We start from the raw sequence: 19,536 nt of genomic DNA on the forward strand, positions 1-19,536 counted from the left end.
GGGTCAGGCGGCGAAAGGGTCTTCGGGGTAGCCGACGCCGGTCAGGGTCAGGCCCTGCGGCGGGCAGACCGGGCCGCAGGCGGCGCGGTCGCGGGCCTCCAGCGCCTCGGCCATCCGGCCGGGCGGCCAGGCCCCGGCGCCGATCCGCTCCAGCGTGCCGACGATGGAGCGGACCTGGTTGTGCAGGAAGCTGCGGGCGCGCAGGTGGATGCGGAATTCCTGGCCGGCGGGATAGGGGTGTTCCTCGATCCGGATCTCGTCCAGCGACTTCACCGGCGATTTCGCCTGACAGAGGCTGGCGCGGAAGGTGGTGAAATCATGGGTGCCGATCAGCGCCCGCGACGCCTCCTGCATGGCGCCGAGGTCGAGCCGGTGGCGCACCTGCCAGACAAGGCCGCGGTCCTGAACCACCGGCGCCCGGCGGGCCACCAGCCGGAAGGTATAGCGCCGTTCGATGGCCGAGAAGCGGGCGTGGAAATCCTCGGGCACCCGCGCGCAGGCGGTGATCGCGACCGGCAGGGGTTTGAGGTGATGGTTCACCGCCTCCATCAGCCGCTCGGGCGCCCAGTCGCGGGCCAGATCCGCATGGGCGACCTGACCCGTGGCATGGACCCCGGTATCGGTGCGCCCGGCGGCGGCGAGGCGGGGTTCGGCGGGTTCGAGGCGGGCCAGCGCCTCCTCGACCGATTGCTGGACCGAGGGCTGGCCGTCCTGGCGCTGCCAGCCGTTGAACGGGGCGCCGAGATAGTCGAGGCGAAAGGCGTAGCGGGGCATCGCGGGCTCCGGTGGCGGGCGGGGAACCGGGGGGCCAGCCCCCCGGACCCCCCGGGATATTTGAGGCGCAAAGAAGGGGTCAGAAACCCGCTTCAAAGATCGCGGTGAGGCCCGCGCGGTAATCGGGATAGGTCAGGCTGAGCTTCAGTTCCGGGCCCAGACGGCGCGAGCGCAGGCGCTTGTTGTCCTCGTAGAAGCTGCGGGCCATGGGCGAGAGATCGGCGTCCTCATAGGGGATCAGCGGCGGCGGCTCGATCCCGAGGAGCTGCGCCGCGAAGAGGGTGACATCGGCCATCGGTGCCGGTTCGCCATCGGCGCAGATCAGGGGGCCCGCCAGTTCGGCCTCGGCCGCGGCGGCGGCGATGCGGCCCAGATCCGCGACATGGATGCGGTTGAAGACCTGCCCCTCCTTCCAGACGCGATGGGCGCGGCCCTGGCGCAAGGCATCGAGAGCCGAGCGGCCGGGCCCATAGATCCCGGCGATGCGCAACAGGGCCAGCGGCAGGCGCCGGGCCTCGGCGAAGGCCTGCCAATCGTGTTCGGCCTGCGCCCGGGCAAGGCCGCGGCCGGTGGCGGGGGCGTCGGCCGTGCCCTCGTCGATCCAGGCGCCGCCATGGTCGCCATAAAGGCTGCTGGCCGAGGCATAGCCGATCCAGCGCAGCTTCGGCGCGGGCAGCTCGGCGAGATGGGGCAGCATCGGGTCGCCCTCGGGCCCCGGGGGCGCCCAGGCGATGAGATGGGTGGCCTGGGCCAGCGCCTCGGCCGCCTGACCGGGCCAGAGGACGGCGGTGCCCGGCCTGCGCGAGGTGCCGAGCACCCGCCAATCGGGGCCGAGGGCGGCTTCGGTGGCCTGACCGGAGAACCCGTGGCCGAGGGAGAGGAGCGTCTTCATGAGGCGCAGCTAAGGCCGGGGGCGGGGCCGGGGCAAGGGGGTGGGCTTCAAAACCTTGTCGCCAATGCCTATTCTTGGGGGGCAAGACGGAGTGCGCCCGTGATATCCTCGCTGACCGGCCTCATCACCAATTCGATCGACGCCGTCAGCGACACGGTGTCGGAGGCGTTTTTCGAGCCGGTCGTGCGGCTGGGCGTCACCGGCCTCAGCCGCGCGGGCAAGACGGTGTTCATCACCGCGCTGGTGCATAACCTGATGGAACCGGGGCGGATGCAGCGGATGCGGGCGGTGCAGCAGGGGCTCATTCGCGGCGCCTGGTTGCAGCCGCAGCCCGACATGACCCTGCCGCGTTTCGATTACGAGGCGCATCTGGCCTCGCTGACCGGGACCGAACCCCGCTGGCCCGAGGGGACGCGGGCGGTGAGCGAGCTGCGCCTGTCGTTCCGGCTGGCGCCGACCGGGCTCTTTGGCGGGCTGACCGGGCCGAGGAAGCTGCACCTCGACATCGTCGATTATCCGGGCGAATGGCTGCTGGATCTGGGGCTGATGGGCAAGAGCTATGCCAGCTGGTCGGCCGAGGTGCTGGCGCGCCTGCCCAAGCGCCCGCAGGCCGAGGTGTTCCGCGAGGTGTTGCTGAACATCGACCCGCAGGCCCGGCACGAGGAAAGCGTGGCTCAGGCGCTGGCCCGCGAGTTCACCGCCTATCTGGTCGCCGCGCGCGAGGCGGGCTGGTCCGATTGCACCCCGGGCCGCTTCCTGCTGCCCGGCGAAATGGCGGGCTCGCCGGTTCTGACCTTCGCGCCCTTGCCCGGCAGCGAGGGCAAGCGCGGCTCGCTCTGGCGCGAGATGGAGCGGCGGTTCGACGCCTACAAGTCGCAGGTGATCCGCCCGTTCTTCGAGACGCATTTCGCCCGGCTGGACCGGCAGGTGGTGCTGATCGACGTGCTGGAAGCGGTGCATCGCGGCCCCGCCGCGCTGGAGGATCAGCGCCGGGCGATGGCCGAGGTTCTGGCCGCCTTCCGCCCCGGGGCGAACGGGTTCTTCACCTCGATGTTGCGGGGGCGGCGGGTGGAGAAGATCCTCTTTGCCGCGACCAAGGCGGACCATCTGCACCACAGCCAGCACCCCCGCCTGACCGCGCTGGCCGAGGCGCTCTTGCGCGAGGCGCGGGACCGGGCGCGCTTTTCCGGCGCCGAGACGGCGGCGATGTCGATCGCGGCGCTGCGCTCGACGGTTGAGGAGCAGCGCAGCCACGGCGGGCGCGAGGTCGATCTGGTGCGGGGGCGGCTGGCGGACGGGCGGCAGGTGGCGGTCAACGCGGGCGATCTGCCCGAGGACCCCTCGCGCCTGCTGCTGCCCGCCCGCGAAGGGGCCGAGCGTTGGTTGCAGGGCGATTACGGCGTGATGTCCTTTGCGCCGCCGGTCCTCAGCCGGGTGCCGGGGCAGGGGCTGCCGCACATAAGGCTCGACGCGGCGGCGGAATTCCTGATTGGCGACAGGCTGGTATGAGATGGACAACCGCGGACCGATCCTGATTGAACTCGACGCGACCGAGGCCCCGGCCGATGTCGCCGCCGCGCCCGAGGTCGACGCGCCCGAGGGGGCGGCGATGCAGGCGGCGCTGGGCAGCATGGCGCGCAAACGCGGCGCGGGGCCCGGCAGCTGGGCGCTGGCGGCGGGGGGCGCGCTGGTCTCGCTGGCGGTCAGCGTCGCCGCCTGGGATTTCGCCGCAAGGCTGATCGAGCGGGCGCCTGTGCTGGGCTGGCTGGCCGCCGTACTGGCCGGGGTCCTGGCGCTGGCGCTGGTCCTCTGGGCCGGGAAGGAGGCGCTGGGCTATGCGAGGGTCAGCCGGCTGGACCGGCTGCGGGCGCGGGCCTCGGCGGCGCTGGTGTCGGGCGATCTGACCGAGGCGCGGGCGGTGGCGGCCCGGGTCGCCGGGCTCTATGGCGCCGAGGACCGGACGCTGGAGGCGCTGGACGCCGAAGCGGTGATCGAGGGGGCGGAGGCGCATCTCTTGATCGGCCTCGACGCGCGGGTGGAGATCGAGATCCAGACCGCCGCGCGGGCGGTGGCGCTGGCCACGGCGATCATCCCGCTGGCCTTCGCCGATGTGGCCGCCGCGCTCAGCGCCAATCTGCGGATGATCCGGCGGATTGCCGAGATCTATGGCGGACGGCCCGGGGCCTTCGGCAACTGGCGGCTGGCGCGCTCGGTCGCGGTGCATCTGATGGCGACGGGGCTGGTCGCCGTGACCGATGACGTGATCCATTCGGTGGCGGGCGGGGGCCTTCTGTCGAAACTCTCGCGCCGCTTCGGCGAGGGGGTGGTGAACGGCGCGCTGACCGCACGGGTGGGGCTGGCGGCGATGGAGCTCTGCCGCCCGCTGCCCTTCCGCATGGGGCGCAAGCCGGGGGTCAGCGCCGTCACCGCAACGGCGCTGAAAGGGCTTTTCGACCGCGGCTGAGGCCGGAATTGTTGCAGCGATGCAAGGACACCTTCGCATACTGCCACGGCCCGCACGGCGCGGTTTCCCCATAGGCAGCGAGCGGCTATGCGGGGCTGAAATCCCCTTCCGCGCAGGCCCCTTCCCATGCCGCCCCTTCAGGACCACCCGCTGCGCTATGCGCTGACCAACGAATTGCACGCCCGGCCCTCGCCGGTGATCGCCGTGCCCTCGACCGCCGTGTTCCTGGCGCTGAAACCGGCGCAGGACGCGGTGGCGCGGGACCGGGGCAGTGACCGGGCGCATCTGGTGGACCTGCTCGACCGGCACGGCGCGCCGCACCCCGCGCCCGAGGCCACGCATCACGCGGCCGAGGCCGGGCGGCACGGGCTGAAATGGGAGAACCACACCGAATTCACCACCTGGATGGCCCATGCCGAGGGGCTGACCGACCGCCCCTTCGACCCCGCCGCCTTCGATGTCTTCCCGGCCGACTGGCTGGAGGCGGCGCCGGGGGTCCGCGTGACCTCGATCCTGTTCCGCATCGAGGAGATGCCGCTTTCGGGCGGGGCCTGCGACGGGCAGGCGCTGGGGCGCAAGCTGGACGAATGGTTCGTGGCCGAGAGCCTGGCGGCGGTGGCGGTGCTGGACGGGGCGGCGGTGGTGGCCTCGGACTTCCGCATCGACCCGGCGGGGCATGTGCGCATGGCGGTCTTCGTGCGGCCTGAGACCGGCGCAAGGCGGATCGGCCGCGTGGTGCAGCGGCTCTGCGAGATCGAGATGTACCGCGCCATGTCGATGCTGGGGCTGGCGCGGGCGCGCGCCGTCTCGGCCGAGATGGGGGCGCTGGACCGCCGGCTGGCCGCGTTGCAGGCGCAGATGGCGGGCGGCGCGAGCCAGGCCGAACAGGTGCTGGGCGCGCTGATGACCGTCTCGGCCGAGCTGGAGCGGCTCGACATGGCCTCGTCCTTCCGCTTCGGCGCGACCCGGGCCTATGAGGCCATCGTGCATGACCGGATCGCGGTCCTGCGCGAGGCCCGGTTCGAGGGGCGCCAGACGCTGGCCGAGTTCATGCGCCGGCGCTGGGACCCGGCGATGCGGACGGTGAAGGCGGCCGAGGCGCGGCTGGCGCTGCTGTCGGAACGGGCGATGCGGGCCGGGCGGCTCTTGTCGACGCAGGTCGAGGTGGCGCGCTCGGCGCAGAACCAGGAGGTGCTGCGCTCGATGGATCGCCGCGCCGATCTGGCGCTGCGGTTGCAGCACACGGTCGAGGGGCTGTCGGTCGTGGCGATCAGTTACTATGCGGTGGGGCTGGCGTCGAACGTGGCGGCGCCGCTGGTGGAGCCTTTCGGGATGGGCAAGACCGGGGTGGCGGCGGTGTTGACGCCGCTGGTGGTGCTGGGGGTCTGGCTGGCGCTGAGGCGGATCCGGGCGCGGCTGCACTGAGGGGGGAGGGGTTTCGCCCTCGTTGCCCGCTGCCGCGGGCGCCTCGGGCGACCAGCGGCGCGGCGTGCCGCCGCGCCGAAGAAAGGGGGGCCGTCTGCCCCCCTCTTGGCCTGCGGCCAATTCACCCCCCGAGGATATTTGAAGCGCAAAGAAGGCGGCTTAAGGCACTCTTAATCTTCATCTTTGTTCTCTAAATATCCTCGGGGGTTTCCAAAGGGGGTGGAAAACCCCCTTTGGCGGGGGGTGCGGGGGGCTGGCCCCCCGCGTCACCCTTGCCGGGCGAGAGCCTTCGCCAGTGCCCGGTCGGTCGCGTCTTCGGGGCCTTCGTGCCTTGGGCGGAACCGGAGTCGGAAGGCGGCGAGGCGGAGGTCGGGGGCGACGTCGGGATAGCCCAGGGCGTCGAGCGAGGCTTGGAGCGGGGTCTCGGCGTCGCCCGGGGCCTCGGGCCAGAGGGCGAGGCCTCTCCGCGCGAGGCGCTGCCAGTCGAAGCGGGGGCCGGGGTCGATCTTGCGGGCGGGGGCCATGTCGGAATGGGCGATGACGCCCTTGGCCGGGATCGTCCAGCGGGCGAGGATCCCGGGCAGCAGCGCGTCCAGCCGGTCCATCAGCGGCGCGGCAAAGGGGCTTTTGCCGTCATTGTCCAGCTCGATGCCGATGGAGCGGGAATTGACGTCGCCGCGCCCCTGCCATTCCCCGGCGCCGGCGTGCCAGGCGCGGGCCTCTTCCTCGACCAGCTGCCAGAGCCTGCCGTCGCGGCCGATCAGGTAATGGGCCGAGACCTCGGCCGCCGGATCCGACAGCCGGGCGAGCGCGGCTTCGGCCGAGACCATCTCGGTGTAATGAATCACCACCAGCTCGGGCCGGAGCCCGCCGCGGCGGGGGCCGTGGTTGGGCGAGGGATGCCAGAGGGCGCCGGGGATCGGCATCTCAGCGGCGGGCGAGGGCCTGGCGCAGCGGCGTCGGGTCCCACCAGCAGGCGAAGCCGTCGCCGTCGGGATCGAGGTTGCCGCGGTCGCGTTCCGGCCCGCCATCCTCCAGAAACGCCTGCTGGGCGGCGTCCTGGTTGCGGTATTGCAGGCAGGCGTTTTCCCAGCGCGACCAGCGCAGCGGGTTGATGCGGCGATAGGTCTCGGTGCCCACGGTCTGGGTCTGGCTCAGGGCATAGGCCATGAGGTTCGGCCCGCCATGGTCGGACGGGGCCGGGATCGAGGCGGTGACGATCGGCGCCTGTTGCGGCGCGGCGCCCTGCGGCGTGATCCGCTGGGCCTCGCCCGCGTGATAGACCTGCTGGTCCTGCACCCCGCCGCGGGGCGCGGTGGCGCTGGCGGCGGCCACCGGGGCGGGAGCGGGTGCCGGGGCGGCGGCGGCCGGGGCGAGGGTCTGGGTGGCGATCGGGGCCTGCGGCTGCGGCGGGGGCAGCGTGCTGGCCATGGCGCTCAAGGGCGGGCGCTCGCGCTGGGGGATCGCGTCCAGCGTGGTCGGGGCGCTGGCGGGCATCGAGGCGGGCGGCACGATTGCGGCCGTGCGGCTTTCGGGCGGGACCGAATAGGGAATGGACGAGCGGGCAGAGGCGGGTGTCGTGCTGCGGTCGCGCAGGTAGCGCTGGTAGTCGCCGAAGCCGACCCCGCTGTTGGTCATGGTCGCCAGATTGTCCGGTCCCGGGGCGCAGCCCGCCATGCCCAGAAGGGCCAGCGGTGCCGCCAGTGCCAAGATGCGCATGTCTGCCTCTGCTCGATTATATTTTTCGAGCAGATTACCACCATTTTTGCGGTTTGGAAACAAAACCGGCCGCGGTCTCCAGCACCTGCGCCGTGTTCAGCAGATCCGCCTCGCCCCAGGGCTTGCCGATCAGCTGCAGGCCCAGCGGCAGGCCGCGGCTGTCGAGCCCGGTCGGCACCGAGATGCCCGGCAGGCCAGCGAGGTTCACGGTCACGGTGAACACGTCGTTGAGGTACATCGCCACCGGATCCGCATCCGCCATCTCGCCCAGGCCGAAGGCCGAGGAGGGCGTGGCGGGGGTCAGGATGGCATCGACGCCGGCCGCGAAGGCCTCGTCGAAGTCGCGCTTTATGAGGGCGCGGACCCGGCGGGCGCGGTTGTAATAGGCGTCGTAGAAGCCCGCGGACAGCACATAGGTCCCGACCATGACGCGGCGCTGCACCTCGGGGCCGAAACCCTCGGCCCGGGTCTTTTCGTACATCTCGGTGATGCCGTCGCCGGGCGCCAGCTTGGCGCGGTGGCCGTAGCGGACGCCGTCATAGCGGGCGAGGTTGGACGAGGCTTCGGCCGGGGCGATGACGTAATAGGCGGGCAGCGCGTATTTGGTGTGCGGCAGCGAGATGTCGGTGATCCTGGCGCCCGCGTCCTTCAGCATGGCGGTGCCGTCGGACCAGAGTTTCTCGATCTCCTCGGGCATGCCGTCCATGCGGTATTCGCGGGGGATGCCGATGGTCTTGCCGCGGATGTCGCCGGTCAGCGCCGCCTCGAAATCCGGGACCGGGATGTCGGCCGAGGTCGAATCCTTCGGGTCATGGCCGACCATGGCGCCCAGCATGATCGCCGCGTCGCGCACGGTCTTGGTCATCGGCCCGGCCTGATCCAGCGACGAGGCGAAGGCGACGATCCCCCAGCGCGAGCAGCGCCCGTAGGTCGGCTTGATCCCCACGGTGCCGGTGAAGGCGGCGGGCTGGCGGATCGAGCCGCCGGTATCGGTGCCGGTGGCGCCGAGGCAGAGGTCCGCCGCCACCGCCGAGGCCGAGCCACCGGACGAGCCGCCCGGGGTCAGCGGCGTTGCGTCGTTGCCGCGCCGCCAGGGGTTCACGGCATTGCCGTAGCACGAGGATTCGTTGGACGAACCCATGGCGAATTCGTCCATGTTGAGCTTGCCCAGCATGACCGCGCCCGCGTCGCGCAACTGCGCCGAAACGGTCGATTCATACTCGGGGCGGAAGCCCTTGAGGATGTTGGACGCGGCCTGCGAGGGGACGCCCTCGGTGCAGAACAGGTCCTTGATGCCCACGGGGATGCCGCACATCGCCGGGGCCTCGCCCGCCTGCAGGCGCGCGTCGGCGGCCCGGGCGCGTTCGAGCGCGATCTCGGGTGTCTTGTGGACGAAGGCGTTCAGCGCGTCGGCCGCGTCGATGGCCGTGAGGCAGGCTTCGGTCAGCTCGACCGAGGTCACCTCGCGTTTCTTCAGCGCGTCGCGGGCGGCGGCGATGGTCAGGGTGTTCAGGCTCATTCCACCACCTTCGGCACGGCAAAGAAGCCCTCGCGGGCATCGGGGGCATTCTTCAGGATCCGGTCCTGGATATTGCCATCGGTCACGCCATCCGGGCGACGCTTGAGGCGCATGGGCGTGACCGAGGTCATCGGCTCGATGCCGGTGACATCGACCTCGTTCAATTGCTCCATGAAGCTCAGGATGCCCGAGAGTTGCTCGGCCAGCTGCGGCAGGTTCTCGTCGGGGACGCGGATGCGGGCGAGCTTGGCCACGCGGCGCGCGGTTTCGATGTCGATGGTGGACATGGCATTCTCCACTGAGATGGCGAGCGGTTTAGCCGCAGGGGCGGATGGGTGCAAGCGCGGCGGCGCGGGTTGCCGACGGAACGGGCCGGGTCTAGCGTGGAAGGCTCAAGATCGGGGGTAGGGTATGCGGCGGCTTATGGCCTTGTTGATGGTAGTGGCGCCGATCGCGCTGGCGGCAGCGGGCGCGGCGCGGCTGGTGGCCGAGGCGCCGGGGCCGGGGCGGGTCGCTGGCGCCGAGACCGGGCTTGCGGTCCGGGTGGCGGCGGTGACGGCGGCCCCCTTCGTGCCGGTGGCGCAGGGCTGGGGCAATGTGCGCGCGGCCGACAGCTGGACAGCGATGAGCGAGGTTCGCGGCTCGGTCCTGTGGCGCGACCCGGATCTGGCCAGCGGCCGGGTGGTGCACGAGGGGGCGGCACTCCTCAGGATAGATCCGGCGGATTATCAGCTGGCCATCGCCCAGGCCGAGGCGGATCTGGCCTCGCTCACCGCAGAAGCCGCGCAGATCGCGGCCGAGGCCGAGAATACCCGCCGGGTGCTGGAGCTGGAGGAGGCGCGCCTGGCGCTGAGCGAAGCCGATGCGGCGCGGACGCGCGAGCTGGTGGCGCAGGGCACCGCCGCCGCCGCGCGCCGGGACGAGGCCGAGCGGGCCTTGCTGGCGGCCCGGCGCACGGTGGTGGAACTGCAGAATGCCCTGGCGCTGATCCCGTCCCGGCAGGACCGCAACGCGGCGCAGGTGGCCCGGACCGAGGCCTCGCTGGCCCGGGCGCGGCGGGATCTGTCCCATACCGAGATCGCCGCGCCCTTCGATCTGCGCATCACCTCGGCCCCGGCGGAACTCTATCAGGTCGTGTCGGTGGGGCAGATGCTGGTCTCGGGCGAGGGATTGTCGCGGGCCGAGGTTCTGGCGCAGGTGCCCATCGCCGCCTTTCAGCGCATGCTCAGCGGCGTGGTGATCGACGGCAGCATCCTCGATATCGTCGATCAGGAACGCGAAGGGCTGGTGCAGGTCGCGGTCGAGCCGGTCAGCAACCCCGGCCAGATCTGGCAGGGGCGCCTCACCCGGGTGGAGCCGGCGCTGGATCCAAGGGCGCGGACCGTGCAGGCGGTGATCGAGGTCGCCGATCCCTATGACGGCGCCGATCCGCCCGAGCGCATCCCGCTGGTCGGCAACCTGCAGGTGCAGGTGACGATGACCGGCCCCGAGTTGCCCGAGGTGATCGCCATTCCGGCCGGGGCGGTGCATGGCGGCACGGTCTATCTGATGGACGCGGACGGGCGGCTGGAATTGCGTGCGGTGACGGTGGCGTTCCGGCAGGGCGACCTTGCGGTGATCGCCGAGGGGCTTTCGGCCGGGGAGCGGCTGGTGCTCGATGACATCGCGCCCGCCATCCCGGGCATGGCGCTGACGGCGGTTTCGCCGTGATCCGCTGGTTCGCGGGCCATCCGACGGCGGCCAATCTGCTGCTGATCCTGTTCCTCGCGGTGGGCGCGCTGTCGCTGCCCACGCTGGTGCGCGAGACCTTCCCGGATTTCCGCGATACCGAGGTCGAGATCGCCGTGACCTATCGTGGCGCCACCGCCGCCGAGGTCGAGGAGGCGATCTGCCGTCCGCTCTGGGATGCGGTGCAGGGGGTGGAGGCGCTGAAAGAGCTGCGCTGCACGGCGCAGGACAACCGCGCCCGCGCCGTCGCCACCATGGCCGAGGGAGGCGACGCCATCCGCTTCGTCAACGCGCTCAGGACCGAGGTGGGCGCGCTGGATACGCTGCCGTCCCGGGCCGAGGCGCCCTTGGTGCGCGAATTGCACCGCACCGATGTGGTGGCCTCGGTCGCCGTGTCGGGGGCGCTGCCGCTGCGCGACCTCGACCTCTATGCCGAGGGGCTGGCCGACCGGCTGGCGGCGCTGCCCGAGATCGCGCTGGTCAACCGTTCGGGCCTTGGCACCCGGCAGTTCCGGATCGAGGCTGACCGCGCGGTGCTGGCCCAGCACGGGCTGACGCCGGCGGGGTTGGCCAATGTGCTGGGGTCGCAGAGCCTCGACCAGCCCGCGGGCACGCTGGAGACCCCGGGCGGCGACCTGCGGCTCAGGCTGACCGAGGAGCGGCGCAGCATCGAGGAACTGGAAGCGCTGCCCGTGCTGGTCGAGGATAACGGCGCCCGGCTGGTGCTGGGGGATGTGGCGCGGGTGAGCGAGATCCACGCGCCCTTCGAGGATCGCGCCTATGTCGACGGCGTGCCCGCGATCCTGCTGGAGATCCACAAGCCCCGGGGCACCGACGCGCTGCGCGCGCTGGAGGCCCTGCGCGGGCAGATCGGCGCCGAGACGGCGCAGCTGCCGCCCACGCTGCGGGTCGAGGTGGTGCAGGACACGACCTCGATCGTGCGCGACCGTCTGGCCATGCTGATCCGCAACGGCGCGGCGGGGCTGGTGCTGGTGGTCATCGTCATGAGCCTGTTCTTCCGCCCGGGCCTTGCGCTTTGGGCCGCGATGGGGTTGCCGGTGGCGATGGCGGGCGCGCTGGCGATGATGGCGCTGATGGGGCTGACGCTGAACATGATAACGCTGGTGGCGCTGCTCATGGCCATCGGCATCGTCATGGACGATTCCATCGTGCTGTCGGATTCCATCGCCGTGGAATCGGCGCGGGGCGACGGTCTGGCGGGGGTGGTGCGCGGCGTCATGGCGGTGGCGCCGGGGGTCATGGCCTCGTTCCTGACCACCATCGCGGTGTTCGGGCCGTTGTCTTTCCTGGCCGGGCAATTGGGCAAGGTCTTGCAGGTCCTGCCGGTGGTGCTGATCGCGGCGCTGGCGGCCAGCCTGATCGAGGCCTTTCTGATCCTTCCCCACCACCTGCGCCACGAGGGCGACCGCGCGGGCAAGCCCGCGGGGCGGTTCCGCCGGGGCTTCGACCGCGGTTTCGACCATCTGCGCGAGGGGATGGGCCGTCTGGCCGATCTGGCGATCCGGGGGCGGTATCTGACCGTCGGTCTGGCGATTGCCGGGCTGATCCTGACACTGGGTGCGGTCGGCTCGGGTCTGGTCAAGCGCGAGGCGCTGCCCGACATCGACGGCGATGTGCTGGAGGCGCGGATCCTGATGCCGCAGGGCACGCCGCTGGCCCGCACCGCCGAGGCCGTCGCGCAGGTCGAGGCGGCGCTGGCCCGGGTCAGTGACAGGCTCTCGCCCGACCAGCCCGGGGGTCAGCCGCTGGTGGTGCGGCGGATCACCCGGATGAACCGCAACGTCTCGGCCGGCGAGGCCGGGGCGCATGTGGCGACGGTGGGCGCCGATCTGCTCAGCGCCGAGATCCGCGCCACCCCCCTCGACACCATTGCCGAGGCCTGGCGGGCCGAGATCGGACCCTTGCCCGGCGCCTCGTCCCTGATTATCGCCGAACCGGGGATCGGTCCGCAGGGCGTGGCCATCGAGATCCGGCTCACCCATCCCGACCTTGACATGTTGCACAGCCAAGCCGCCCGGGTGCTGGCCGAACTGCAAGGCTACGCGGGCATCCGCAACGCCATGATCGACCTCAGGCCCGGCAAGCCCGAACTGAGGCTCACCCTGACCGAGGGCGCCCCGGCGCTGGGCCTGACCGCGGCCGAGGTGGCGAACCAGTTGCGCGCAGCCTTCCTGGGCGCCCCGCTGGAAGACGTGCGCCGCGGCACCATCGCCCATGAGGTCGAGCTGATCCTCACCGAAACCGACCGCGATGCGCTGGCCGATCTGGAGGATTTCCGCTTCCTGCTGGCCGATGGCCGCAGCGTCCCGTTCGAGACCGTGGTCCGGGTCGAGGAGGCGCGCGGCTGGGGCACGATCACCCAGGTCGACGGCCTGCGCGGGGTCACGGTTCAGGCCGATGTCGACCAGCGGCTCGGCAATGCCGATGCCATCACCGCCGCGCTGCGTGCGACCCTGCTGCCGCAGATCGAGGCCGAGGTGCCGGGCCTCGGGGTCCATGTCGAGGGGCAGGCCGCGAATCTGGCCGAGACGTCGGGCTCCATCGTGCGGGGCTTCGTCATCGGGCTCATGGGCATCTATCTGGTGCTGTCCTTCCAGTTCCGCAGCTATGCCGAGCCGGTGATCGTCATGCTGACCATTCCGCTGGCCTTTCTGGGTGTGGTCTGGGGGCATTGGGCGACGGGCTATGACATTTCCATGCCGTCGATGATGGGCGCGGCCTCGCTGGCGGGGATCGTGGTGAACAACGCCATCCTGCTGGTCGAGGTCACCAAGGCGCGGGTGGCCGACGGGCTGACGCTGGCGGCAGGCGCGGGGGCGGCGGTCCGGGCCAGGTTCCGGCCCATCGTCATCACCGTCGGCACCACCATCATCGGCATGGTGCCGCTCTTGGCCGAAACCTCGCTTCAGGCGCAGGTGTTGAAGCCCTTGGTGGTGAGCGTGGTCTTCGGCATGCTGGCCTCGACGCTGCTGGTGCTGGTGGTGCTGCCCGCGCTTTACGCGATCCTTGACGATCTGGGGCTGGCGCGGGCCCGCCCCAGGGCCGGCGAGGATCCACAACTTATACGGGAATCGCCTCAATCCTGACACGGAGGCCAGCTAGAAGGGCGCAACCGCTTTCCGGCTTTGGAGCCTTGCCATGCTGCGTCTTGCCCTGTTCCTCGCCCTTGTCGCTGCGACCCTGACACCGGGATCCCCGGCCCAAGCCTTCAACGGCAGGTTTCAGGGCGGCGGCACGATCAATTTCTTTTCCGAAGAATGCGTGAACGCGGGCTGGATCGAGAATTCGGCCGCCTTCATGGTCCGCTTCGAGCCCGCCAATATCGGCTACAACCCCGACCGCAGCCTGCTGGCCTTCTTCGCCATGGACCGGGCCTTTGCCGTGCAGATCGACGGCAATTTCACCACCGCCTTCCAGCCGGTCGAGCTGTACCAGATCCTCGACGACGCCTATTTCTCCTCGGCGCGGGAGCGGCGGCCGACGCAGGTGCGCTTCCGCTCGATGTATCCGGCCCTGATCGGGGCCGAGACGGCCGAAACGGTGCGCATCTGGGGCGATATCCGCAATTTCGCCGGCACCCCGGGGTGCCGGGTCTCGTTCGAGCTGTTGCTGCAACAGCAGAATTGACGCGGGCCTACCGCCCCCCGGCCAGCCGCAATTCCAGCCGCCGGATCGCCAGCAGCACGCGGTTGGCCTGCATCACCGGCATCAGCGCCATCTTGAGCTGGGTGGCGACGATGGCCAGCGTTGCGGCGCTGATCCCCCATTTGGTGGCCGCCAGCGCCTCGGTCGCGGTGTAGAAATGCCAGCCCGCCCAGACAGCGGCGAGGAACAGCACGATCTGCACCGCCATCACCACCCAGTTGGTCCAGCTGCTGCGGCCGTGGAAGATGCTGAGGGCCAACGGGAAATAGCCGGGGTCGGGCATTGCCTTGTCATCCTCGGCCAGGGCCTCGGCGATCAGGCGGTCAAGATTGTCCATCGGTTTCTCCTTCCAGATGCGCCCTGAGCCGGGCACGGGCATGCATGAGCCGGGTCTTGACGGTGCCCGGCGGGATATCGAGGGCATGGGCCACCTCGGCCACCGACAGCCCCTCGAGGTAGAACAGCGCCAGCGCCGCGCGCTGCGGCGGGGGCAGGGCGGCGATGGCCGCCTGAAGATCGGGGGCGCTGGGCGCGGTGTCGGGGGCGGCGACATGGTCGGGCTGGCTGTCGCCGAAGCCCTTGTCGGCCACCCGCCGCCGCTGCCTGCGCCCGAGATCGCGCGCCGCGGCCCGGGTGACGATGCGGAGCGCGAAGGCCAGGAACGCGGTTTCGTCCCTGAGGCCGGGCAGGGCGCGGGCGATGGCGATCCAGCTTTCCTGCACCACGTCGCGCGCCGTCTCCGTGTCATCCGTCAGGCGCCTTGCATGAGCCAGGAGCCGCGGCGAGCACAGCTGCACCAGCGCCGCGAGATCCCTCTCGCGTCCCAGCCGGGCGCCCGCGGCGTGATAGGCAATGAGCGCCCTGAGTTTCGCTGTCTCGGCCATGACCTTGTCCTTGCCCTTTGCCTCAAGGTGCCGATCCGGGGGCCTTCGGTTCATCGCGGCGGTGAAATCAACACCGTCTTTTCCCGCGTCCCGCTTTGGTGCATACCTGCGCCAAACCGAATTCGAGGACATCATGCACGACATCCGCGCCATCCGCGAGAATCCCGCCGCTTTCGACGCCGCCCTGGCCCGCCGGGGTCTGGCGCCGCAATCGGCCGCTTTGCTGGCGCTGGACGAGGGGCGCCGGGCCAAGATCCTCGCCGCCGAGACGGCGCAGGCCGAGCAGAACCGCGCCTCCAAGGAAGTCGGCGCCGCCAAGGGCCGGGGCGATGACGCCGAGTTCGAGCGCCTGCGCGCGCTGGTGGCCGAGAAGAAGGCCGAGATCGCCGCGCTGACCGCCGAGGCCGCGGCCGAGGATGCGGCCCTGACCGCAGCCTTGGAGGTGATCCCGAACCTGCCGCTGGCCGAGGTTCCGGATGGCGCTGACGAGAACGACAACGTGGAGATCCGCCGTTGGGGCGAGCCCCGGGCGCTCGATTTCACCCCGGTCGAGCATTTCGACATTCCGGCGGTGAAGCCCGGTCTCGATCTGGGGTTGGCCGCGAAACTCTCGGGCAGCCGCTTCATGGTGCTGAAGGGCGCCGTGGCCCGCGTCCACCGGGCGCTGGCGCAATTCATGATCGACACGCACACGACCGAGCACGGGCTGGAAGAATGCTGGACCCCGGTGCTGGTCAAGCCCGAGGCGATGTATGGCACCGGCAACCTGCCGAAATTCGCCGAGGACAGCTACGAGACGACGAACGGCTGGTGGCTGATCCCGACCTCGGAAGTCACCATGACGAACTTCGCCGCCGGTGAGATTCTGGACGGCGCCAGCCTGCCGGTGCGGATGACGGCGCATACGCATTGCTTCCGGTCCGAGGCAGGCTCGGCCGGCAAGGACACGACCGGCATCCTGCGCCAGCACCAGTTCGAGAAGGTCGAGATGGTGACCCTCTGTCACCCCGACGAGGCGCTGGCCGAGCACGAACGGATGACGGCCTGCGCTCAGGCGATCCTGGAAAAGCTGGAGCTGCCCTACCGCACGGTGGTGCTCTGCACCGGCGACATGGGCTTCGGGTCGCAGAAGACGCATGACATCGAGGTCTGGCTGCCGGGGCAGGGGAAATACCGCGAGATTTCCTCCTGTTCCACCTGCGGCACCTTCCAGACCCGCCGCATGAACGGCCGTTTCCGGCCCGAGGGTGGCGGCAAGCCCGAGTATCTGGCCTCGCTCAACGGGTCCGGTCTGGCGGTGGGGCGCTGCCTGATCGCGGTGCTGGAGAACGGGCAGCAGGCGGACGGGTCGGTGACGCTGCCCGCGGCGCTGCATCCCTGGCTTGGCGGCAAGACCCGGATTTCGGCCGAGGGCGCGCTGGTCTGAGGCTGCCGCAGGGAGCCCAGGCGTGGTTCGGATGGTGCGTGCGGAGCACGCACCCTACGGGTTTGTCGCGATCATGGGCGGAGGTGGGATGAAATCCCACCCTACGCGGTTGCGCCTGAGAGGCCTCGCCTCAGGTCGGACGGTGCCCCTGTAGGGTGGGGTTTCATCCCACCCAAGCGGATCCCGTTGTGGTTGGCCGGTCCATGGGTGCCTTTGCGTTGGTGGGGTGAAATCCCACCCAACGCGGCAGGCACGAGAGGGCTCACGTCAAGTCGGCTAGAGCCCTGTAGGGTGGGATTTCGTCCCACCTTGTGGGGTCGGTCGCGGAAGGTGCGTGCAAGCACGCACCCTACCGGGCGGCCAATCCCGCGGGCGCCGGGAGGGGGCAACTCGCCGCCACACCCCCCGTAGGGTGCGTGCTTGCACGCACCTTCCGCGACCGACCCGGGCGAAACCGCCCCGCCTCACCCCTGCAACGCCGCCGCCAGCTTGCCGCCCGTGGCCGCGAGCCGCGCCTCGGCCGCGTCCCGCGACAGCCCCAGCGACAGCATCACCACCGCCACCTTGATCGTCCCGCCCTCGGCCAGCGCCGCCTCCGCCGCCTCGACCGGGGCGTCGGTCAGGTCCGCCACCATCGCCACCGCCCTTGCCTTCAGCTTGGCATTGGTCGGGCGCATCTCGACCATCCGGCCGCGGTGGACGTAGCCCAGGCGGATCATCACCCCGGTCGACAGGCAGTTCAGCAGCACCTTCTGCGCCGTCCCCGCTTTCATCCGGGTGGAGCCGGCGATGATCTCGGCCCCGGTATCGGCGACCAGGGCAATCTCGGCCTCGCGCGCCAGCGGCGCCTCGGGCGCGTTGATTATCGCCAGCGTCAGCGCGCCGACCTCCCGCGCCGCCCTGAGGCCTGCCCGCACGAAGGGCGTTCGCCCCGAGGCCGCGACGCCGATCACCACATCCGCTTCGGACAGGCCCAGCGCGGCCAGCGCCGCCGGGGCTTCGGTCAGGCTGTCCTCGGCCCCTTCCACCGCTTTCAGCAAGGCGCCGGGGCCGCCCGCCATCAGCGCCACCGCCCGGTCCGAGGGCCAGTCGAAGGTCGGCGGCAGCTCGGCCGCGTCCAGCACCGCCAGCCGCCCCGAGGTTCCCGCGCCCAGATAGATCAGCCGCCCGCCGCGCTCCAGCCGCAGGGCGCAGGCGTCGATGGCCCGGGCCAGCATCGGCAACGTCCCGGCCGCGGCGGCAACGGCGGCGAGTTGCGTCTCCAGCAGCGCGGCGGCGAGATCGCGGGTGGGCCAGGTCTCGATCCCGGCAAAGCGGGCGGGGGCCTCTTCGGTAGAGCTCATCGGGCCTCCGTCAGGGCGATATGCGCGGCGGCGAGGGCCGCGTCGGGATTGGGGAAGGTCAGGGTCAGGTCCGCGGTTCCCTGAAGGATCCCCGCCCTGATCGAGGGATGCAGTCCCAGCGCGCCGCCGAAGACCGCGACCGGGCCGGGACCCGCACGGGCGTGGATCAGGCGGCAGAGGCGGGCGATCTCGGCCCCGGCCCCGGCCATCAGGGCCAGCGCCAGCGGGTCGCCGAGGGCCGCCGCGTCGGCCACCGGGCGGGCCAGCGCCGCCAGCCCGCCGCGGTCGGCGCCATAGACGTAGCGCCGCGTCGCGTCCCAGTCGCTGCCGCCCATGGCGGTGAACAGCGCCTCGGCCAGGGCTTCGGCGCCGCGGGTGCCGCCCGTCTCCTCGATATGCCGCCAGAGCGCGCGGACCGCCTGCAGGCCGATCCAGCCGCCCGATCCGGCATCGTCCAGCATCAGCCCGCGCCCACCGACCAGCGTCACCGCGCCGCCCTTGAGCGAGAAGCCGACCGAGCCGGTGCCGGCGGTCACCACATGGCCGCCGCCCTCGGGCCAGACTGCCCGCCATGCCAGCACCATGTCGTTGACGACGGTTGTCTTTTCCGGGGGAAGGCCCAGAGCCTCGGCCGCCGCCGCCTGCAGCGAGGGGTCCGCGTCGAACCCGGCGCCGGTCGCGCCGATATAGGCCCCGGCGAGCGCGCCCTTGGACCGGGCCGGGGCAAGGGCGGCCGTGAAAGCCCCCCGTGCCTCGGGCGTGAAGATCAGGCCGGTGGCGCCGGGGCTCTCACCCCGGGCGACCAGCGCGCCCCCGGCGTCGACCAAGGCCCAGCGGCTGGCCGTGCCGCCCATGTCCACGCCGCAATAGAGCATTGCCTGTCCCTTGGGTCTATTCGGCGGCCTGCGCCAGATAGAGGTCGCGCTCGGCCCGCCATTCATCGCCGAAATCGACCTTCTGCCAATCGTCGAACCAGGGCCCGCCATTGGTGTAATGCACGCACATCGGCAGGGCCTCGGGCTTGGCGTATTCGCCTTCGAGGAAGTTCCACTCGCGGTCCAGTTCGCCGATATCGGCATCGTCCAGCCACGAGAAGCGGTGCAGGTATTGCGGCGTCTCCTTGTTGACGACGCCGGGCGTCAGCGCCTTCACGCCCGGATGGGCACCGTTGAAGGCCATGAACGAGGACCAGTTCTTGCGCGGATAGATGGTCTGCTGCTTGCCGTCCATCTTCACCATATTGGCCGGGGTGTAATCGTGCTGCACGCAGTAGAGCGCCTTAGCCGGGTCCAGCAAGGACAGGATCTCGGTGATGTCGCGGGTCACCAGGAAATCGCAATCCATGAAGATCGACCAGCCGTCATGCGCGGCGAGATAGGGCGTCAGGAACCGGGTGAGCGAAAACTCGGTCGTCGCGGTATCGGCGCCGCGGGTATAGAGGCCGAGCTCGCGCAGCGCGGGTTGCTTCAGCGGATGGATCTCGACCGGCCGGGTGGCGTGGCGCAGCGTCGAATGGCGCGCCACCTGCCAGGCGATATCCTCGCGCGAATCGTAGCCGACATAGATCTTCAGGGTCTGGGTCATCGGTCTCTCTTCAACCGTCAGGGGACTGGCTTGCCCGCGTCCTGCGGGTCGCTTGCCGTCTTATAGCGGCTGGGGATGCATCTTTCGAGGGGGCAGGGCGGCGGGTGGCCGA

Annotated in this window: 18 protein-coding genes; 7 read left to right on the forward strand and 11 right to left on the reverse strand. The window is 71.0% G+C overall.

What is annotated here, in order from left to right; translation table 11 throughout:
* Nucleotides 1–3: 3 nt before the first annotated feature.
* Both truA and DDE23_RS15165 read right to left on the reverse strand, forming a co-directional pair.
* Nucleotides 4–774: a tRNA pseudouridine(38-40) synthase TruA gene (gene truA / locus DDE23_RS15160; protein ID WP_107752604.1), complete on the reverse strand. Its 771-nt coding sequence runs from the start codon at nucleotides 772–774 to the stop codon at nucleotides 4–6.
* 79 nt (nucleotides 775–853) lie between these two features.
* Entirely contained in the window at nucleotides 854–1,666 is an 813-nt protein-coding gene (locus tag DDE23_RS15165) for a Rossmann-fold NAD(P)-binding domain-containing protein (RefSeq protein WP_107752605.1), read from the reverse strand.
* Nucleotides 1,667–1,765: 99 nt separating this feature from the next.
* On the opposite strand from DDE23_RS15165, the gene DDE23_RS15170 reads away from it, so the two are divergent.
* The 3 genes from DDE23_RS15170 (at nucleotide 1,766) to DDE23_RS15180 (ending at nucleotide 5,555) form a co-directional block, all read left to right on the forward strand.
* Nucleotides 1,766–3,175 carry a YcjX family GTP-binding protein gene (locus DDE23_RS15170; protein WP_107752606.1) on the forward strand — a complete coding sequence of 470 codons (1,410 nt, stop codon included), beginning with the start codon at nucleotides 1,766–1,768 and terminating at the stop codon, nucleotides 3,173–3,175.
* Nucleotide 3,176: 1 nt separating this feature from the next.
* Nucleotides 3,177–4,130, forward strand: a complete 954-nt coding sequence (locus DDE23_RS15175) for a YcjF family protein (RefSeq protein ID WP_107752607.1) — start codon at nucleotides 3,177–3,179, stop codon at nucleotides 4,128–4,130.
* 126 nt (nucleotides 4,131–4,256) lie between these two features.
* A complete protein-coding gene (locus tag DDE23_RS15180) occupies nucleotides 4,257–5,555 on the forward strand; it encodes a DUF3422 family protein (RefSeq protein ID WP_107752608.1) in 1,299 nt (432 codons plus the stop codon).
* Between the two features lie 266 nt (nucleotides 5,556–5,821).
* Here DDE23_RS15180 and DDE23_RS15185 read toward each other — a convergent pair whose 3' ends face one another.
* The 4 genes from DDE23_RS15185 to gatC are packed head-to-tail and all read right to left on the reverse strand — an operon-like array spanning nucleotide 5,822 to nucleotide 9,080.
* Nucleotides 5,822–6,481, reverse strand: coding sequence for an N-acetylmuramoyl-L-alanine amidase (locus DDE23_RS15185; protein ID WP_107752609.1), 660 nt, complete (start codon nucleotides 6,479–6,481; stop codon nucleotides 5,822–5,824).
* Nucleotide 6,482: 1 nt separating this feature from the next.
* The gene (locus DDE23_RS15190; RefSeq protein WP_107752610.1) at nucleotides 6,483–7,274 is read right to left on the reverse strand and encodes a hypothetical protein; all 792 of its coding nucleotides are present in this window, start codon (nucleotides 7,272–7,274) and stop codon (nucleotides 6,483–6,485) included.
* Between the two features lie 34 nt (nucleotides 7,275–7,308).
* Nucleotides 7,309–8,793 (reverse strand): Asp-tRNA(Asn)/Glu-tRNA(Gln) amidotransferase subunit GatA, encoded by a 1,485-nt coding sequence (gatA, locus tag DDE23_RS15195; RefSeq protein ID WP_107752611.1) that lies wholly within the window; start codon nucleotides 8,791–8,793, stop codon nucleotides 7,309–7,311.
* The gene (gene gatC, locus DDE23_RS15200) at nucleotides 8,790–9,080 is read right to left on the reverse strand and encodes an Asp-tRNA(Asn)/Glu-tRNA(Gln) amidotransferase subunit GatC (protein WP_107752612.1); all 291 of its coding nucleotides are present in this window, start codon (nucleotides 9,078–9,080) and stop codon (nucleotides 8,790–8,792) included. Before gatC ends, gatA begins: the two co-directional genes overlap by 4 nt.
* Before the next feature lie 124 nt (nucleotides 9,081–9,204).
* On the opposite strand from gatC, the gene DDE23_RS15205 reads away from it, so the two are divergent.
* Genes DDE23_RS15205 through DDE23_RS15215 form a run of 3 tightly spaced genes read left to right on the forward strand, consistent with a single transcriptional unit; the run spans nucleotide 9,205 to nucleotide 14,169 of the window.
* Nucleotides 9,205–10,503: an efflux RND transporter periplasmic adaptor subunit gene (locus DDE23_RS15205; protein WP_116548248.1), complete on the forward strand. Its 1,299-nt coding sequence runs from the start codon at nucleotides 9,205–9,207 to the stop codon at nucleotides 10,501–10,503.
* Nucleotides 10,500–13,628 (forward strand): efflux RND transporter permease subunit, encoded by a 3,129-nt coding sequence (locus DDE23_RS15210; protein ID WP_107752614.1) that lies wholly within the window; start codon nucleotides 10,500–10,502, stop codon nucleotides 13,626–13,628. Before DDE23_RS15205 ends, DDE23_RS15210 begins: the two co-directional genes overlap by 4 nt.
* 52 nt (nucleotides 13,629–13,680) lie before the next feature.
* The gene (locus tag DDE23_RS15215; RefSeq protein ID WP_107752615.1) at nucleotides 13,681–14,169 is read left to right on the forward strand and encodes a hypothetical protein; all 489 of its coding nucleotides are present in this window, start codon (nucleotides 13,681–13,683) and stop codon (nucleotides 14,167–14,169) included.
* A gap of 7 nt (nucleotides 14,170–14,176) precedes the next feature.
* On the opposite strand, the gene DDE23_RS15220 is transcribed toward DDE23_RS15215, so the two are convergent.
* Entirely contained in the window at nucleotides 14,177–14,524 is a 348-nt protein-coding gene (locus tag DDE23_RS15220; RefSeq protein WP_107752616.1) for a DUF6768 family protein, read from the reverse strand.
* On the reverse strand, nucleotides 14,511–15,071 hold the full coding sequence (locus DDE23_RS15225; RefSeq protein ID WP_107752617.1) for an RNA polymerase sigma factor: 561 nt from the start codon (nucleotides 15,069–15,071) through the stop codon (nucleotides 14,511–14,513). The genes DDE23_RS15220 and DDE23_RS15225 overlap by 14 nt, the downstream gene beginning before the upstream one ends.
* Nucleotides 15,072–15,204: 133 nt before the next feature.
* On the opposite strand from DDE23_RS15225, the gene serS reads away from it, so the two are divergent.
* On the forward strand, nucleotides 15,205–16,497 hold the full coding sequence (gene serS, locus DDE23_RS15230) for a serine--tRNA ligase (RefSeq protein WP_107752618.1): 1,293 nt from the start codon (nucleotides 15,205–15,207) through the stop codon (nucleotides 16,495–16,497).
* Nucleotides 16,498–16,961: 464 nt separating this feature from the next.
* Here serS and DDE23_RS15235 read toward each other — a convergent pair whose 3' ends face one another.
* From DDE23_RS15235 to DDE23_RS15245, 3 genes are read right to left on the reverse strand one after another with little or no spacing between them, the layout of a single operon-like run.
* Entirely contained in the window at nucleotides 16,962–17,840 is an 879-nt protein-coding gene (locus DDE23_RS15235; RefSeq protein WP_107752619.1) for an N-acetylmuramic acid 6-phosphate etherase, read from the reverse strand.
* Nucleotides 17,837–18,715, reverse strand: coding sequence for an N-acetylglucosamine kinase (locus DDE23_RS15240; RefSeq protein ID WP_107752620.1), 879 nt, complete (start codon nucleotides 18,713–18,715; stop codon nucleotides 17,837–17,839). Before DDE23_RS15240 ends, DDE23_RS15235 begins: the two co-directional genes overlap by 4 nt.
* A 16-nt stretch (nucleotides 18,716–18,731) precedes the next feature.
* Nucleotides 18,732–19,424, reverse strand: coding sequence for a glycosyltransferase (locus tag DDE23_RS15245; RefSeq protein WP_107752621.1), 693 nt, complete (start codon nucleotides 19,422–19,424; stop codon nucleotides 18,732–18,734).
* Between the last annotated feature and the right edge of the window lie 112 nt (nucleotides 19,425–19,536).

It is taken from the genome of Pararhodobacter aggregans, assembly GCF_003075525.1.
Taxonomy (GTDB): Bacteria; Pseudomonadota; Alphaproteobacteria; order Rhodobacterales; family Rhodobacteraceae; genus Pararhodobacter; species Pararhodobacter aggregans.

What these genes read in the sequence shown, in the direction of transcription:
- truA (WP_107752604.1), bottom strand. Translation starts at nt 774, where the DNA reads ATGCCCCGCTACGCCTTTCGCCTCGACTATCTCGGCGCCCCGTTCAAC.
- DDE23_RS15165 (WP_107752605.1), bottom strand. Translation starts at nt 1,666, where the DNA reads ATGAAGACGCTCCTCTCCCTCGGCCACGGGTTCTCCGGTCAGGCCACC.
- DDE23_RS15175 (WP_107752607.1), top strand. Translation starts at nt 3,177, where the DNA reads ATGGACAACCGCGGACCGATCCTGATTGAACTCGACGCGACCGAGGCC.
- DDE23_RS15180 (WP_107752608.1), top strand. Translation starts at nt 4,257, where the DNA reads ATGCCGCCCCTTCAGGACCACCCGCTGCGCTATGCGCTGACCAACGAA.
- DDE23_RS15185 (WP_107752609.1), bottom strand. Translation starts at nt 6,481, where the DNA reads ATGCCGATCCCCGGCGCCCTCTGGCATCCCTCGCCCAACCACGGCCCC.
- DDE23_RS15190 (WP_107752610.1), bottom strand. Translation starts at nt 7,274, where the DNA reads ATGCGCATCTTGGCACTGGCGGCACCGCTGGCCCTTCTGGGCATGGCG.
- gatA (WP_107752611.1), bottom strand. Translation starts at nt 8,793, where the DNA reads ATGAGCCTGAACACCCTGACCATCGCCGCCGCCCGCGACGCGCTGAAG.
- gatC (WP_107752612.1), bottom strand. Translation starts at nt 9,080, where the DNA reads ATGTCCACCATCGACATCGAAACCGCGCGCCGCGTGGCCAAGCTCGCC.
- DDE23_RS15205 (WP_116548248.1), top strand. Translation starts at nt 9,205, where the DNA reads ATGCGGCGGCTTATGGCCTTGTTGATGGTAGTGGCGCCGATCGCGCTG.
- DDE23_RS15215 (WP_107752615.1), top strand. Translation starts at nt 13,681, where the DNA reads ATGCTGCGTCTTGCCCTGTTCCTCGCCCTTGTCGCTGCGACCCTGACA.
- DDE23_RS15220 (WP_107752616.1), bottom strand. Translation starts at nt 14,524, where the DNA reads ATGGACAATCTTGACCGCCTGATCGCCGAGGCCCTGGCCGAGGATGAC.
- DDE23_RS15225 (WP_107752617.1), bottom strand. Translation starts at nt 15,071, where the DNA reads ATGGCCGAGACAGCGAAACTCAGGGCGCTCATTGCCTATCACGCCGCG.
- serS (WP_107752618.1), top strand. Translation starts at nt 15,205, where the DNA reads ATGCACGACATCCGCGCCATCCGCGAGAATCCCGCCGCTTTCGACGCC.
- DDE23_RS15235 (WP_107752619.1), bottom strand. Translation starts at nt 17,840, where the DNA reads ATGAGCTCTACCGAAGAGGCCCCCGCCCGCTTTGCCGGGATCGAGACC.
- DDE23_RS15240 (WP_107752620.1), bottom strand. Translation starts at nt 18,715, where the DNA reads ATGCTCTATTGCGGCGTGGACATGGGCGGCACGGCCAGCCGCTGGGCC.
- DDE23_RS15245 (WP_107752621.1), bottom strand. Translation starts at nt 19,424, where the DNA reads ATGACCCAGACCCTGAAGATCTATGTCGGCTACGATTCGCGCGAGGAT.